This is a genomic window from Oleiphilus sp. HI0132 (assembly GCF_001635845.1).
Genome location: NZ_LWGJ01000036.1, coordinates 1 through 15,953, shown reverse-complemented (window position 1 = coordinate 15,953; position 15,953 = coordinate 1). Strand labels below are relative to the sequence as shown.

Below are 15,953 nucleotides of genomic sequence, written 5' to 3'. Positions count from 1 at the left end.
TGCAGCGTCCTGTTGCGCTTTATCCTAAAACCGATCCTTCCGCTCGTTGTTTTTATCGCTTAGCAGAAAAAATAGATGACCTGTTTAGCCAGACAGGCGTTCCGCGTTTGGCCTTTAGCGCCTATTGGCAAAAAGTAGTAGAGCGACAAGTCGCTCGCCCACAGAAAAGCATCGCGGCCAAACAAGCGGCTTCGACAAGAAAAACGACGTCTCTTCATAAACCGGGCTCTTTTGATAAGCTGCGTGAGCAAATGGCAAGCTTTAGCTCGGCAGGAGAGCAATCCCAGGGGAATAAAAGAGCGGTCTCGAGTTATGAACAAACCTTGCTTGACCAAGTTCGGGAAGCTCAAGGCGACTTGTCTCCTGAATCAGAGATCCATGTTGAAGACAATGCTTTGGATTCCGGCGTTGAAGCTAGCGTTGAACGTTATGTTGAGCAAAAAGCAGAGCTAGTAGAGGAGCCGCTATCAGAGCATTCTGAAGATGCATGGGTCGATCTACGGCTTCGTTTAAATAACTTCTTTAGCGATAAAAATACAACACCCGAACAGATGGTGACTTTGTTGTCTGGGTGTATTTACAGTTTTGGTGATCGTCTGGGCAATGCAGCAGTTGACCTTCTTCATAGCTTGCTGCATTCTCTGGATCCTGATCAGTTGAGTGAAGAACAAAAACAATTGTTATTGTCTGATTATGAACGCATCGGTTTGGATGAATACCGCCAGTCGATAAAGCTCAGACAATCCAAAGCCCGTTATGACGCTTCTGGTTTTGGTGATCAACAAGTTCTAGCGCGAGCAATTCGCTCCTCAGCTGAAGATATACCACTGGAAAGTTTATTAGAATCAATCAAGTATGCGTCTTTAGTCGACTCTTCCGGTGACTCATAAAGAATAAAAAGAGACTCTGAATAGTGAGGCTCTACAAGGACCGGAGACATCTCATGAGTAATCAAAAAGTTTATCCCATTCACGCGCAGGCTAAAGCCCGCACTAATATCGATCAAGACCGTTATCAAGCGCTTTATCAGCAGTCGCAGGATGACAATGAATCGTTCTGGGCAGAGCAGGGAAAGCGCCTTGAATGGATCAAACCTTATTCCCAGGTAAAAGATGTATCGTTTTCTTCTAATGATTTGCATATTCGCTGGTATTACGACGGTGTCTTGAATGCTTCGGTAAATTGTCTAGATCGCCACTTGGCTGAGCGTGGTGAACAGACTGCAGTTATCTTTGAGGGAGATGAGCTAGATTCTTCTAAGCATATTTCCTATCGAGAGCTGTACGAAGAAACGTGTAAGTTTGCCAACGCCATGCGACAAACAGGTGTAAAAAAGGGCGACATTGTCACTATCTATATGCCTAATGTTCCTGAAACTGCTGTAGCGATGTTGGCCTGTGCTCGTATTGGTGCCATTCATTCTGTTGTGTTTGGTGGTTTTTCTCCTGAAGCCTTGGCTGCTCGTATCGCTGACGGTGCAGCGAAATGGGTCGTGACGGCTGATGAAGGCGTACGTGGTGCCAAAGCGATTCCTCTAAAGAAAAATGTCGATGCAGCGATTGAAACCGATGCGGTCACGACGGTTGAAAATGTCTTTGTGTTAAAACGCACCGGCAATGATGTTAATTGGGTCGAGGGTCGAGACCTTTGGTATCATGAACTTTTGGCAGGTGCTTCGAGTGAGTGTGAACCTGAGCCAATGAATGCCGAAGACCCGCTCTTTATGCTTTATACCTCTGGTTCGACGGGTAAGCCTAAAGGTGTTCTTCATACGACTGGCGGTTACATGGTCTATGCCTCGCTGACGCATGAAGTTGTTTTTGATTATCAGGAAAATGATGTTTACTGGTGTACAGCTGATTTTGGTTGGATCACCGGCCACACTTACATGCTTTATGGGCCGCTAGCGAATGGTGCTGTGAATGTTATGTATGAAGGTGTGCCGAACTACCCTGATTTTTCGCGTTTTTGGCAGATTGTTGAAAAGCATAAGATTAACGTTATCTACACTGCGCCGACCGCAATTCGAGCCTTGATGGCAGAAGGCGATGCCTATGTTGAAAAATGCGACCTATCAAGCTTGCGTTTGCTGGGAAGCGTGGGTGAACCAATCAACCCAGAAGCCTGGGACTGGTATCACCGTGTAGTAGGTAAAGAAAAGTGCCCGATTGTCGATACTTGGTGGCAGACCGAGACGGGTGGGGTGCTGATTTCTCCTTTGCCTGGCGCCACGGAATTAAAGCCTGGCTCGGCGACACGCCCTCTATTCGGTGTTAAACCTGCGATTGTCGACAATGAAGGCAATATTCTGGAAGGTGCAGCTGAAGGTAATTTAGTTATGCTGGATAGCTGGCCTGGGCAGATGCGTACTGTCTACGGCGACCATGAACGCTTTATCCAGACCTACTTTAGTACCTATGAAGGTATGTACTTCACAGGTGATGGTGCGCGTCGCGATGAAGATGGTTATTACTGGATTACCGGTCGTGTTGATGATGTCTTGAATATTTCGGGGCACAGAATGGGCACCGCTGAAATCGAAAGTGCATTAGTGGCTCACCCAGATGTTGCCGAAGCCGCTGTTGTTGGCTACCCTCACGATATTAAAGGCCAAGGTATTTATGTCTATGTCAGTATGATGCATGACCATGACATTGACCTAAATGACGCGCTCAAAGACACCTTGAAGCAATGGGTGAGAAAAGAGATTGGCCCTGTCGCGACACCGGATATCATACAGTGGGCACCGGCGTTGCCAAAGACCCGTTCTGGTAAAATCATGCGCCGTATTTTGCGCAAGATAGCCGCGAACGAGCATGATAGCTTGGGGGATATCTCTACCTTGGCCGATCCTTCAGTGGTCGCCAAATTGGTTGATGAACGACTGAACAAGTAAGCAATCAACGCTACTGTAGGCAGAGGGGGAAACCCCTCGCAGAACCTGACCCTTGCTAGCCCGCCAGCGAGCCGTGGAAGGCTCTGCCTACAAGTATGGTTTTTCTCGAATCCGTAGGCAAACGGTTCCACCTCTCGCAGAATCTGCCCCCTTGCTAGCCCTCTAGCGAGCCTGGGACGGCCGCTCTGTCTACAAAACACTCCGCCAGATCCAGCAGTAAAATCGACAGCAATTTCCCTGATATCATTTAGACAACAACTTGGCTCGCTAATTGCAAATCACTCCAGCTACTAAAATTATTAATCTATAAATCAATGACTTATAGAAATGTTGCGCTAGCTTGGTGCAATTCTTGAGTAAATTGCTCAGGTATTGCACGGCATTGGTGCTCATTATTGAGAGAGTGTTTGTTTATGTTGTTTGGTCGAAAAGACAGAAAGCCTATCAAGATAGTAGAAAAACCTGTTAAGGAATGGAAGTACACCACCTGTGGTTATTGCTCGACTGGTTGCTCGATTGAAGTCGGTATCGATGAGGATGGAAAAGCGGTAGGAACCCGTGGTGATACCGGGGCAGATGTAAATCGTGGGAAGCTATGTATTAAAGGTATTTTTGAGCACCAACTATTTGATTCAGAGGGCCGCGGTGGTCAACCTCTGATGCGCGACAAATTCTATCAAGACTTTAAGCCTGCCAGCTGGGACCAAGCGCTCGATAAGACGGCCGCTGAATTCAAGCGAATCCAGGAAAAGTACGGCAAAGATTCTGTCGCTGTCGTCTCGACTGGGCAGATCTTCACTGAAGAATTTTATACTTTGGGTAAATTGGTGCGAGGTTGTATTGGTACCAATCATTATGATGGTAATACGACGCTTTGCATGGCTTCTGCCGTTTCAGGCTATAAGCGCTCTTTTGGTTCTGACGGACCTCCTGGTTGTTATGAGGACTTTGAGCATACGGAGTGCTTAATTGCCTGGGGCTCAAACCTGCCTGAGCAACACCCGATTATCTATTGGCGACTTAAAGAGGCCTTAGAGAAGCGAAAATTCCCGGTAATTGTTGTTGACCCTCGTGTAACCATGTTGGCGCAATTTGCTGATATTCACTTACCCATCACGCCTGGCACCGATGTGGTGCTCCAGAATAGTTTGATGCATGTGATCTTGGCTGAAAGTCTTGAAGACCGAGACTACATCAATGCAAACACCCAGGGCATAGAAGAAGTTGAAGCATTGGTTAAGGACTACGACCCGGTCAGTGCTTCAAAAATATGTGGTATTGATGAAGATACGATTCGTAATGTCGCGCGCTTGTATGCGAAAGCCGGTGCTGCAATGAGTATTTGGACGATGGGGATTAACCAGAGCACTCATGGTTCAGACGGCGTTGTCGGTATCAATAACTTGAACCTGATTACCGGAAATATCGGTAAGCCAGGTGGTACCAGCTTGTCTATTACAGGTCAGTGTAATGCTATGGGGACGCGTGAATGGTCTTCTTGTTCTGGCTTACCAGGATACAGGGCTTTGGAAAATGAAGAGCACCGCCAGGAAATTGCAGATTTTTGGGGTATCGATGCTGACTTCTTCCCGACTAAGCGTGGGATGCAACAAACCGATATCTTCCCGGCAATTGAAACGGGCCAGATTAAAGCCTTGTGGTTGATCGCGACTAACCCAATGACCTCGATGCCGCAAACCTCTCGAATTCGTAAGACGCTTGAAAAACTGGAGTTCTTGGTTGTTCAGGATAGTTACCGTGACGTTGAAACCAATCAATATTCTCATGTCTATCTTCCGGGTTCAGTTTGGGCAGAAAAGGAAGGTTGCTTCACTAATACGGAGCGTCGTGTAAACCTAGTGCGTAAAGTGGTTGAGCCTTATGCCAACTCTAAGCCGGATTTCTGGATCTTTAACGAAATGGCCAAGCGTTTTGAGAATGGCCAGAAGATTAACTTCCCTGATACCACGGCAGAGGCCTTTGAAGAAATGCGCCAGCTATCGAAAGGTGATGGCAGAACCTTAGATATTTCAGGTATGACGCATGAAATACTGGAAGAAGCCAGAGGGATTCAGTGGCCTTATCGCGAAGGAAATGACAGTGGCAAGGGCGACCCTCGTTTGTATACGGACGGTAAGTTCCAGACTAAGAGCAAGAAGGCGAACCTGATTCCTTTGCCGTATATCGAGAATAATGAAACACCTTGCGACAAGTACCCCTTCTGGATGAATAGTGGCCGGGTAGTGGAGCACTTCCATACCCGAACTAAGACCGGGAAGTTGGGTAACCTGAATAAGTTCAGCCCAACCCCCTACATGGAAATGAACCCTGACGCAGCTGCAGAGTTAGGCGTAGCGCATCAATCGTATGTGAGAATTGTTTCGCGCCGCGGTGATGCCGTGGTGATGGTACAGCTAACGCAGAGAGTTCCTAGAAATATGGTTTTCATTCCTTTTCACTTTCATGATTGTGTTAATCGTGTCTCGCTTGGTTTGCTTGACCCACACTCAAGGCAACCTGCCTTTAAGCAGTGTGCGATCAAGATAGAACCGGTCGACCAGTCGGTGGCTGGTCAATTAAATGCTGAGCGAAGAGGATATTAATATGCTGAATTTATTAGTAAAAGTTCGTGACCGCTTGGACCAGATCGGTGTGCCGAACGAAGAAAAGAACACCAACGAAAGACCGACTTTTACCTTCAGGGATAACGAGCAAGGCTATGCAAAGCTGTATGATCCTAAGGTGAAGAAGAACGAAAGCGAAGAAAACCGCTATGGGCAGAAGATTGACTTATTGGATCTGACCGAAGGCGCGTTCGAGCAGGGGCGATCGATGCAGATCAATGAAAACCCCTCTGTAGGTTGCAACCCTAATCGAAACAAGCAGCACGGATTTCACTTTACCGCTGACAACTGTATCGGTTGCCATGCCTGCGAAGCCGCTTGTAGTGAAAAGAATGAAAATCCGGCTCACTTGGCTTTCCGCTCGGTTGGTTATGTAGAAGGGGGTTCCTACCCTGACTATCAGCGCATGAACATATCAATGGCGTGTAACCATTGTGACGACCCGGTTTGTTTGAAGGGCTGTCCAACAAAGGCTTATACCAAGCATACTGAATATGGTGCGGTACTCCAGGATCCTGATACCTGCTTTGGTTGTGGTTACTGTACTTGGGTTTGTCCTTATAACGCACCACAGCTTGACCCGGTTAAAGGTCAGGTATCGAAGTGTAATATGTGTGTTGACCGCTTAGAAGTAGGCTTGAAGCCAGCCTGTGTGTCGGCCTGTTTGGGTAATGCATTGAACTTTGGTGTTATTGAAGATACGCCAGAAAATAGAGAGCAGACTGAGGCGAGTATCCCTGGCTTCCCTGACCCATCAATTACGCAACCTAATATTCGTTTCCAGCAGATCAAAACTCTACCGGAAGAGATGACGCGAACAGATGTTCAGCCTCTCAAGTACCATAAGCAAGAAGATGGAAGTTATCGTTCAGTTGTAGATGAGAAAGCAGGTAAAGAGCGATCTTGGAATTTGAAGCGTCTAAGTTCGCGAGAAAATCCTTTGGTTATGTTCACCTTGTCGACTCAAGCAGTGATCGGTGCCTTTATGATTTTGCTGTTGGGGCCGTCTATCTTCCCTGAAGCCTTTGCATTTTTAGATCAAAGTGCGATGAAGTATCCATTATTGGGTGCGATGATTTTTGTTCAGGCCTTGGGTTTATTCCTTTCTACGCTGCACTTGGGTAAGCCTTTGCGTTTCTACCGTGGGTTTAATAACTTGCGTTGGTCACCACTTAGTCGGGAAGCCTTGGGTATAGCCATGTTCTTCGCGGGCCTATGTGGCTATACCGTGTTGTCTGCGATCAATGAATGGTTGCAGTTGGGTATCCTAGATTTGCTGATATCTATTGCGGGTGGTTTTGCGGTGATCTCTGCTTTGATAGGTTTGTACTTCATGCACTGTATCTATCGAATTAAAGCTCGCCCGTTCTGGAATCATTGGCAGGTATTGACCAGCTTCTTTGGCAGTATGTTTAGTGTCGGCGGAATTGTTTTTGCCGTGTTTGCTTGTATTGCTTATTCGCTTCAAGATTTAAGCTTTGCACCACTTCTGAGTGTCTTGTCTGGTCTGGTCTTTATTGGCTTGCTGGTTGAGTCAATAGGTCTTGTTGCTCATGCTCGTTACCTGAATACTGAACAGGGAGAGGGCGCAGCAGCGCACTACATTCAGTGGACGACGTTTGGCAATACTTACTTGGCGAGAAACGTCAGCTTAGTGCTTGGCTTGCTTATCTCTGCAGTCTTCTTTATCTGGGCGCCTACCGGTATTTCAGCTGCACTGATTGGTATCGCTGCGGGGCTTGGCATGATCATTATGTTGTTAGTTGGTCGTGCACTCTTCTATGTATTGGTTGTACCTACAACCATGCCAGGGGCTTTCTTCTGGAAGAACAAAGGGTTTGAAGAACATGCCAGAGACATTGGTTTGGCAGAAATGCCTCAGGTGGGTGTTGTACCTGACCTACACTAATCGCAAGTGACTTAAGAGAAGGCTGCTTTCGAAAGAAAGTGGCCTTATTGCCAATAGAATTTAGTGCGTGCTTAGTCATCAATGAGTAAAAGAGGCAGGATAAACGAAGAAGCTAAAGTGAATCAGGTTAATGCTAAAGTGAAGCAGGATAGCAAGTAGCAGAGAATTGCTTCGCTGGTAACTCCATGCGTAGAGTAAACCCGCGGCAAAGATTAGGCTGAGCCTCTCTATCGCCCCGGGCCCTGTATGGAAGTGAGCAAGAGTGAACAGAAGGGATGAGCCAATGATGGCGGCGCTGGCTGTAGACGATTTTAGGAATATAAAGCGCTGAATGATTAGCCTGAAGAACGCTTCTTCAGCGATGCAGGTCACAAACAGATTAATAAAAATAAAGGCCAAAGTCAGCTGGCCGAATTTAAAATCTGTATTGACGCCCAAAATGTAGCCGATCAGAAAAATCCCAAACATAGCGAAGCCGAGCTTGGCGAATAGCTCGGGCTTTATGTTGGTTTCGTTCTTCAGGTTTGAAGGGCTCGTATTGCTGACCCAGTAGCGAAAGCAAAATAAGATTAATACTGCGCCCAAGGCTTTATCAAGGTGAGCACTTAGGGTGTAAGGAATGCTTGAGTTACCAAGTAAGGCCGGGCCGAAGACCGTGGTTTTAGTAAAGCCGGGAACAAGGTGTAAGGCTAGCATCAAGGGCACAAGGCTTAAAAATATCCAGGCGAAGGTTTTTATTGGTAAATGCTTTGATTGAACCTGACTAATGATCAGCGTGGCGAAAACAAGGAAAGCAGCAGTTCGCCAATCGATAACTTGCGTTAGCCAGCTTGTAATCAGCAAGATTGCGAGCAAGGGTAAGCTTAGAAGTAGGCTAGGTGGCTTGCCGGGCTTGAGCAATAAGCTGACTAGCAGTGTGTAGACAGAAAAGCTTGGAAGTAATTCGAGAGGCAGTTGAATATCCATATAGCTATACATTTACAATTGTAAATCCAGTTTACTAAAGTCGAAAAAAAAGACCGGAAATATACCGGTCTTTTTGAGTATGCGTGATATCAAGTGTTTTTAGAAGTCTTCCCACTCATCGTCTTCTGAAAACGAAGCTGCACCGTTATCCTCTTGCGCAGCACTGCTTGCCTGGTAGGTGATGACAGGTTCTTTAGTTGGTTCTGGTGCACTGTAACTTGCTGCAGGTGTTGACGGAGCTGAAGCGAAGGAGGGAGAAGAACTATGCGAGCTCTGCGAAGCATCTAAGCGGAAGAAGGCAATCAGGCGATTCATGTTGCTCGCTTCTTCAGACATTGAACGGCTTGCAGCAGAGGTTTGCTCAACCAAAGCCGCGTTCTGCTGAGTCATTTCGTCCATTTGCGCAACGGCCTGATTGATTTGACTGATACCGCTATTTTGTTCGATTGCTGCAGTGTTGACGTCATTGATCATCTTGGCAACGCGATCAACTGACTGGACGATGTCATTGAGCATTTGCCCAGACTGGTTAACCATGGCTGAGCCGGATTCTACCTTGTTTACACTGTCACGAATCAAGTCTTTGATTTCCTTCGCCGCGGCAGCAGAACGTTGCGATAAGGTACGAACCTCTCCAGCAACGACAGCAAAGCCACGGCCTTGCTCACCAGCTCTTGCGGCTTCAACCGCAGCATTCAAGGCGAGGAGGTTGGTCTGGAAGGCAATTTCATCGATCACGCCGATAATGTCGTTGATCTTGTTGCTAGATTCCATTATTTCACGCATCGCACTAACGGCACCTTGAACAACTTCACCGCCTTGCTCCGCTTTACCCTTCGCATCGCTTGCCATAGTGTTTGACTCGGAGGCATTTTCCGACGTTTGTTTTACGGTGGCTGTAATTTGCTCCATGCTGGAAGCGGTTTCTTCCAGTGAGCTGGCTTGCGATTCGGTTCGTCGACTTAAGTCATCGGAGCCTTCCGCGACTTCTTGTGAAGAAGTGCGAACCGTTTCTGAGGCGATTTGAATGCGTGTTAGCACTTCACTTAGTTTGGTAACGCTGTTATTTGCATTGTTTTTGATGGCAAGTAACTCGCCCTTGTAATTGTTTTCGATACTCTTGGTGAGATCACCTTCAGACATTGCTTCAAATATCACGCCGACTTCACTGACAAACTCGGATGTCTTGTCCATTAGAGAGTTCAAACCATTACTGAGGTTTTCGAAGAAGCCACTTTTACCGGTTAGGTCAATTCGTTGTCGAAGGTCTCCATCGTTGGCGGCATTTATCAAACTGTTAATTTCACCTTCTAGCGCAACCTCATCAGTTCTATCTGACCATTCAACGACGGTACCCAAGCGAGTTTGGTCTTCGCCATATATAGGTGTCGCAGTTAGGCCAAAGGTACGTACACCGACCTTAATTTCAGTTTGATATGTACTGGTCAGACGCTCAAGCATACTGCGTTGGTGTGCAGGGTTTTTGTGGAAAACATCGATGTTGTTGCCAACAAGGTTATTGGCATCAAAGTTTGGCAGCACTTTGCGTAAGTCTGCCTCAGCTACGCGCATCATATTCTGTACTGCTTTGTTCATATAATTGATGTTGTAATTTGCATCGGCCATCATCACATTGGTATTACAAACATCGAGAGCCAGTCTAACGCCTGCATTTTCCTCGGCGAGTTGTTTGGCTTTTGTTTCTTGAGCAAGCGCTTCTGTTCGGTCATTCCATTCAACGACAGTACCGATTCGTTCTTTGTTTTCAGCAAAAATAGGGGTCGCGATTAAGTTAAATGTGCGTGGCCCAACCGTAATGTTGGTTTGGTAAGTGCTGGTGAGCTTCTCAAGCATGCTGCGTTGATGCGCTGGATTCTTATGGAAGATGTCGATATTGTTGCCAATCAGGTTATCGGCGTCGAAGCGAGAAAGCTCTGCTTTCAAGTCGCTTTCCGCAGTTTTCATCATTTCTTGTACTGATTCATTCATATAAATGATATTGAACTCAGCGTCGGCCATCATGACGTTGGTGCTACACACATCTAGCGCTAGTTTGATTCGCGTATTGTCTGCTGCCAACTGAGCTTCAGCCTGTTCCTTGGCTAGCTGCGCGGTTTGATCATCCCACTCGACGACGGTGCCGAGTCGTTGGTGTTCATCATCAAAGATTGGTGTGGCTATCAAACTGAATGTTCGAGTGCCAACTTGGATTTTTCCGTTATATTGAGTTTGCAAGCCTTCTAGCATACTCCGTTGGTGAGCCGGATTTTTATGGAAGACATCAATACTCTCTCCCATAAGTGCTTGAGCATTAAAGTTGGGAAGTACCACTTTTAAGTCTGCTTCAGCACTTTGCATCATTTCCTTTACGGAGTCATTCATATAGACAATGTTGTAGTCATCATCGGCCATCATGACATTGGTGTTGCAGACGTTTAAGGCAGAGATAATCCGCTGAGTGGAGGCTTGAGAAGCCTCTATTTCGTTTTGTTTTTCCTGTTGGCTATAAGCTAAAGCCTGTAGCTTGGAGGCTAGGCTATTGTTCTTCGCACCAGTATTTTCTGAAGCGTTCGAAAAGTTCCCCATGGAAATTTCATCGACTAAATGCTTCACCTGAGAGATTGGGGCGCCCAGATTGTTCTGTGTGTTATGGATGTTAATGAATGCGATGGCGGTCACCAGGATAAGCGCGATAATACTACCGGATATGCCGATAGCCCCACTACCAGATAATAGCGAGCCAACTGTGATCAGCAAAGCTAGCGCGAAGCCGATAATTAGCTTCCATTGAGGTTGTATTTGTTCTTGATGGTTCATGTTTATTACCGTCCATTAGTTGATAAGGATTGGGGCCTGTATCAATGTAGTTCAAAAAAACAATATCACCTTAGTGGTAGATAAATTTTTATTGTTCTGGCTTAACGAAAAATTAGGATAAGATTGCTCGCTAGTTTGATAAGCTAGGAAACCATTATTTAAGGTATGGATAAGGGAAGACGAGAATGAATTTAAAGAAATGCATTGGGGGGAGTATATGTTTACTTGCTCTAAGCAGTATCGCTTTTGCAGAAGATAAACCTAAATATTATGCCGGGCTGGATGCCCACTACCTGATAAATACTATTGGTAATGAACAAAGTGGCGAAGCGGAGTTCGATATCTCTGGAGCTGGTCTGAGAGCGGGATTATATTTGGAGCCTCAAGTAGGGCTTGAAGTTTATGCCGCACAAGGTGTCACTGAGGGAGACGATATTGGTATTGATATGAGTCTCGTATCTTCGGTTGGGATATTGGGTCGTTTCGAGTCTCCAGAGGCTGAGAACGGTGGGAAATTGTTTATCTTGCTTGGCTATGGCATGTCTGAACTGGAAATGACCCGCAGCGCCTCCAGCCCCGTAGATAGAGAGTTGTATCATGGCGTTGTCTACGGTGGTGGTGCTGAATTTCGTTTGGGTTCGAGTGAGACCTTTATCAATATTCAGGGCCTTCGTTATTATGATGAGGATCACCTCTCTCTGGATGGTGTGAGCTTGGGCTTACGCCAAAGTTTCTAGTTAAAAAGGACTTAATATGTGTTCAGTAAAAAAGATGACACGGGCTGTTTTACTTTTAGTTAGCTTTGTCTTAACAGCTTGTGGTGTGGGTAATGAGCAAACTTATATTCAAGCCGTTGAAGTCAACACTAAGAATTTGACCTCTATTTCTATTGTTTCCTCGAATGATCGCGTGCGTGAAGGGGAGACCGAGACATTCACAGCCTTGGGAAATGTTGATGGCGGTGCCAGCCAGATTGATATTACAAGTTCGGTAAGCTGGTCGAGTTCAGACTCTTCGATTATATCGGTGAATAGTAATGGTGTGGCGACAGGTAAATCTAACGGTACGGCGGATGTAATAGCACGGCTTGCCGACCTTTCGGCGACTAAGGCATTGCGCTCTTCCGATGCACCCTTGGTCTCGATAGCCGTCAGTAATCAACCTGCGAGCCTTCCAGTATGTCAAACATCCTCGCAACAACTGCTTGCAAGGGGAACATATAGTGACGGTGATGAGGCAGACATTTCGGATAAAGTAAGCTGGAGTGTCAGTGATAGCTCGGTTATTTATGTTGGTGATGTAGCGCTGTCTGATGGCTCGAGAGAAGATAAAGGAGTCCTCTCTGGTTTGTCTATTGATGATGCGCAAATCATAGCAAGCCAGGATGATATTGATAGTGAAGGGGTGACAGTTTCAGTCGTGGCGGGAGGTCTGACTAGTATTTCCGTCAGCTCTGCTGATGAAATGCTCTATGCGGAAGAAAGTAGTCAATTTTCAGCGCTGGGTGATTATGGCTCAGACCCCGTTGATATAACTGAAAACGTCCAATGGGGGTCTTCTGATATAACAATTCTGGCATTCTCTGATACCGACACTGGCTTGGCTGAACTACTGCTTGAAGGGTCTAGCAATGTGAGTGCTACTTGTGACCCCGGAGGCTCAGGAGAGCTGCAGTCAGCCTTACTTGCGGTAGATGTAGAGGCAGCGGTTGAGGTGGTATCGCTTCGTGTAAAGTATGGGAATGACAGCTATAACGATGATGACACTATTGAACTGGATCTGGAAGACGGCGAGGCGCAGCTAAAACTCTATACCGTTGATACTAAAGGGGATGAAGGGATTGTTGATCTGGCTGATGAGGAAGAAACTAGTTGGTCGGTGATCGGAACTGCGCTTTCAGGTGAGGCTGCTGACATCTCTAGTTCGGGCTTAGTGACCTTTGATGCCGTGGGGGAGTCTGAATACCAGGTTCGTTATAAAGATGATGATAACGATATCAATGTAGATATTTATTTTTTCATTAAAGTTGAATAGGACTTGCTAGTTTTTTAGCGTACAATCCCCGCCGCCCCGGAAACGGGCACTGAAAGTTACCGCAGTAAGCACGACACAGTGTTTATTGCGGAAACCCCTCTTTTTTATGTCTGTTACATCAAGTAGTTAATTATCCGCATTGACTCAGTGAGTTGCAGTTCGCTACGTATTAGGACGTATTTCAGCACCCTATGAAATACCAATCTTGTAGCCCTGAGATTTAGGAAGTTAGAATGGCCAGAAGTTTATCGCAGGCTTTTTATAAAAACTTTTTGGGCAACACGCCCAGTTGGTACAAGAACGCAATTATTGCATTTTTAGTCTTTAATCCTATCTTGTTTACCCTTGCGCCTTATGTTGCGGGATGGCTATTGATAGTGCAGTTCATTTTTACCTTGGCGATGGCATTAAAGTGTTATCCATTGCAGCCGGGTGGCTTGCTAGCGCTGGAAGCCGTGCTGATAGGTATGGTGTCGCCCGAGACGGTTTATCATGAACTTGAGAATAACTTGCAGGTTATTCTGTTGCTGATCTTCATGGTGGCGGGGATTTATTTTATGAAGAGTATGCTGCTCATCGTATTTACCAAAATCATTCTTGGTATTCGATCGAAGACGCAATTGTCCTTAGTCTTTTGTGTTGCTTCAGCTGTTTTGTCAGCTTTTCTCGATGCTTTAACTGTTACCGCAGTCATTATCAGTGTCTGTGTCGGTTTTTACTCTGTCTACCACAAAGTCGCGTCGGGCAAGAAGTTTCATCATATTGATCATGACCATGGAGATGATGATGACGTTCATGAGGATCATCGTCAGGCCCTTGCCCAGTTTCGAGCATTCTTACGTAGCTTGATGATGCATGGTGCTGTAGGGACTGCCTTGGGTGGTGTCTGTACACAGGTGGGTGAGCCTCAGAATCTACTAATTTCTGAAAAACTGGGTTGGGACTTCGTAGAGTTTTTCTTGCAAATGGCACCGATTACAATGCCGGTTCTGTTTTTTGGCTTGCTTACTTGTATTCTGTTAGAGAAAACCAAAAAATTTGACTACGGGGCTAAGATTCCAGGCTCGGTTCGGAAGATTCTAGAAAACTTTGATCAGGAAGAGAAGGCTAAAATGACCCCGGAATTTAAAGCTAAGTTGATTGCTCAAGGTGCAGTGGCAGTACTGTTATGCGTATCACTAGCTTTGCATTTGGCTGCGGTAGGGCTAATTGGTTTAACAGTCATTATTCTTGCAACTGTCTTTACTGGGATCAATGAAGAGCATCAAATTGGTAAAGCGTTTGAAGAGGCATTACCGTTTACAGCTTTACTCGTTGTCTTTTTCACGATTGTCGGTGTAATTCATGAGCTGCACTTATTTTCGGGTGTGATTAACTATGTTCTGTCGCTTGATGAAAGTGCCCAGCCTGGCATGTTCTTCATTGCGAATGGAGTACTGTCGATGATTAGTGATAATGTCTTTGTTGCGACTGTTTATATCGATGAAGTGAAGAGTGCCTTTGATGCCGGTTCTATTAGTCGCGAGCATTTTGAAAAGCTTGCCATAGCGATTAATACCGGAACAAACCTACCTAGTGTTGCAACGCCAAATGGTCAGGCGGCCTTCTTGTTCTTGTTGACCTCTGCGATAGCGCCATTGGTGCGTTTATCATATGGCAAGATGGTGGTTATGGCCTTGCCATATACTGTGGTATTAGGTGTTGTTGGCTATCTAGGTGTTTATCTCACACTCTAGGCTATGAATGCTTGATATAGCCCGGCCTGTCCGGGCTTAATTATGGATGCTTTAAATGCCGGGCTGCCGGTCAGGCTAAGAGGCACAAAAAAGCCCGAAGCAAGATGATTGTTTCGGGCTGATATGAGTTCGGATTTATTCCTACCGTTAGTTGATATTATTACGTGTTTTAATATCCGTAATTAGCTGATCTTTATTTTCCCAAAGTGTATTTAACCAAGCTTGAAAAGCTGCTTTAAACTCAGGGTCGCTACTATAGTCTTTACCTAAGAACTCTTTAGGTATTTCTATTTTGTTAATATGGACGGTTACTTTCGAAATACGACCACAGAAGAGATCCCACGGTCCGATATCTTTATCGTGGTAAACAATTGTAAGATCCAGCATGGTATTCATTTGAGAGCCCATACTGCCTAGAACAAAAGCTGCTCCACCCGCTTTAGGCTTTAGCAGGTTTGTGAATGGGGACTCTTGGCGCGCATGCTTTTCCGGTGTGAAACGAGTACCTTCGAGGAAGTTAAATACTGATACTGGCGTTGTTTTAAACTTCTCACAAGCCTTTTGTGTGGTTTCCAGATCTTTACCGGCAAGTGATGGATCTTTCTTTATTTGTGCTGGAGTGGAGCGCTTCATGAAAGGGAAGTCCAAAGCCCACCAGCAGATGCCAATAATCGGTACCCAGATAAGTTCTTTTTTAAGGAAGAACTTAAGCATAGGGATTTTGCGGTTCAAGATTTTTTGAGTGATTGGAATATCTGACCAAGATTGATGATTACAATTTACAAAGTACCAATCATTTTTTGTTAGCCCTTCAACACTGGTAAAATCCCACTCAACCTTCAGAAACATTGCCATAAAAAAGTTGTTCATAGAAACCCAGTTTGTTGCACAGGCAATAAGGGTTTTAGTCACAATTTTTTTGACGATATTGATGGGAATGATGATCTTAAGCAGAGCGCCAACGACTAAAA

Annotated in this window: 10 protein-coding genes; 7 read left to right on the top strand and 3 right to left on the bottom strand. The window is 45.7% G+C overall.

The window, feature by feature from the left end:
• From A3766_RS30025 to A3766_RS00635, 4 genes are all read left to right on the top strand, one after another.
• Window positions 1–890: hypothetical protein (locus tag A3766_RS30025; RefSeq protein ID WP_197479139.1), on the top strand; the 890-nt coding region annotated here is incomplete at its 5' end.
• Between the two features lie 53 nt (window positions 891–943).
• On the top strand, window positions 944–2,896 hold the full coding sequence (gene acs / locus A3766_RS00645; protein ID WP_068509939.1) for an acetate--CoA ligase: 1,953 nt from the start codon (window positions 944–946) through the stop codon (window positions 2,894–2,896).
• Window positions 2,897–3,309: 413 nt separating this feature from the next.
• A complete protein-coding gene (locus A3766_RS00640) occupies window positions 3,310–5,499 on the top strand; it encodes a molybdopterin oxidoreductase family protein (protein WP_068633098.1) in 2,190 nt (729 codons plus the stop codon).
• 1 nt (window position 5,500) lies between these two features.
• Window positions 5,501–7,429, top strand: a complete 1,929-nt coding sequence (locus A3766_RS00635) for a DmsC/YnfH family molybdoenzyme membrane anchor subunit (protein WP_068641456.1) — start codon at window positions 5,501–5,503, stop codon at window positions 7,427–7,429.
• 78 nt (window positions 7,430–7,507) lie between these two features.
• On the opposite strand, the gene A3766_RS00630 is transcribed toward A3766_RS00635, so the two are convergent.
• Both A3766_RS00630 and A3766_RS00625 read right to left on the bottom strand, forming a co-directional pair.
• A complete protein-coding gene (locus A3766_RS00630; protein ID WP_197475500.1) occupies window positions 7,508–8,395 on the bottom strand; it encodes a CPBP family intramembrane glutamic endopeptidase in 888 nt (295 codons plus the stop codon).
• A 99-nt stretch (window positions 8,396–8,494) separates the two neighbouring features.
• Window positions 8,495–11,212, bottom strand: a complete 2,718-nt coding sequence (locus A3766_RS00625; protein WP_068633103.1) for a methyl-accepting chemotaxis protein — start codon at window positions 11,210–11,212, stop codon at window positions 8,495–8,497.
• Window positions 11,213–11,397: 185 nt separating this feature from the next.
• On the opposite strand from A3766_RS00625, the gene A3766_RS00620 reads away from it, so the two are divergent.
• From A3766_RS00620 to nhaB, 3 genes are all read left to right on the top strand, one after another.
• Entirely contained in the window at window positions 11,398–11,949 is a 552-nt protein-coding gene (locus A3766_RS00620; RefSeq protein ID WP_068509584.1) for an outer membrane beta-barrel protein, read from the top strand.
• Window positions 11,950–11,965: 16 nt separating this feature from the next.
• A complete protein-coding gene (locus tag A3766_RS00615; RefSeq protein WP_068509950.1) occupies window positions 11,966–13,246 on the top strand; it encodes an Ig-like domain-containing protein in 1,281 nt (426 codons plus the stop codon).
• A 233-nt stretch (window positions 13,247–13,479) separates the two neighbouring features.
• Window positions 13,480–14,982 carry a sodium/proton antiporter NhaB gene (nhaB, locus tag A3766_RS00610; RefSeq protein WP_068633105.1) on the top strand — a complete coding sequence of 501 codons (1,503 nt, stop codon included), beginning with the start codon at window positions 13,480–13,482 and terminating at the stop codon, window positions 14,980–14,982.
• 147 nt (window positions 14,983–15,129) lie between these two features.
• Here the strand turns inward: nhaB and A3766_RS00605 are convergent.
• Window positions 15,130–15,953, bottom strand: an 824-nt coding sequence (locus tag A3766_RS00605) for an acyltransferase (RefSeq protein WP_068641454.1), incomplete at its 5' end; no start/stop codon positions are given.

Excerpts from the sequence above, each read along its gene's own strand:
- A3766_RS00635 (WP_068641456.1), top strand. The coding sequence starts at position 5,501 with ATGCTGAATTTATTAGTAAAAGTTCGTGACCGCTTGGACCAGATCGGT.
- acs (WP_068509939.1), top strand. The coding sequence starts at position 944 with ATGAGTAATCAAAAAGTTTATCCCATTCACGCGCAGGCTAAAGCCCGC.
- A3766_RS00615 (WP_068509950.1), top strand. The coding sequence starts at position 11,966 with ATGTGTTCAGTAAAAAAGATGACACGGGCTGTTTTACTTTTAGTTAGC.
- A3766_RS00620 (WP_068509584.1), top strand. The coding sequence starts at position 11,398 with ATGAATTTAAAGAAATGCATTGGGGGGAGTATATGTTTACTTGCTCTA.
- A3766_RS00625 (WP_068633103.1), bottom strand. The coding sequence starts at position 11,212 with ATGAACCATCAAGAACAAATACAACCTCAATGGAAGCTAATTATCGGC.
- A3766_RS00640 (WP_068633098.1), top strand. The coding sequence starts at position 3,310 with ATGTTGTTTGGTCGAAAAGACAGAAAGCCTATCAAGATAGTAGAAAAA.
- A3766_RS00630 (WP_197475500.1), bottom strand. The coding sequence starts at position 8,395 with ATGGATATTCAACTGCCTCTCGAATTACTTCCAAGCTTTTCTGTCTAC.
- nhaB (WP_068633105.1), top strand. The coding sequence starts at position 13,480 with ATGGCCAGAAGTTTATCGCAGGCTTTTTATAAAAACTTTTTGGGCAAC.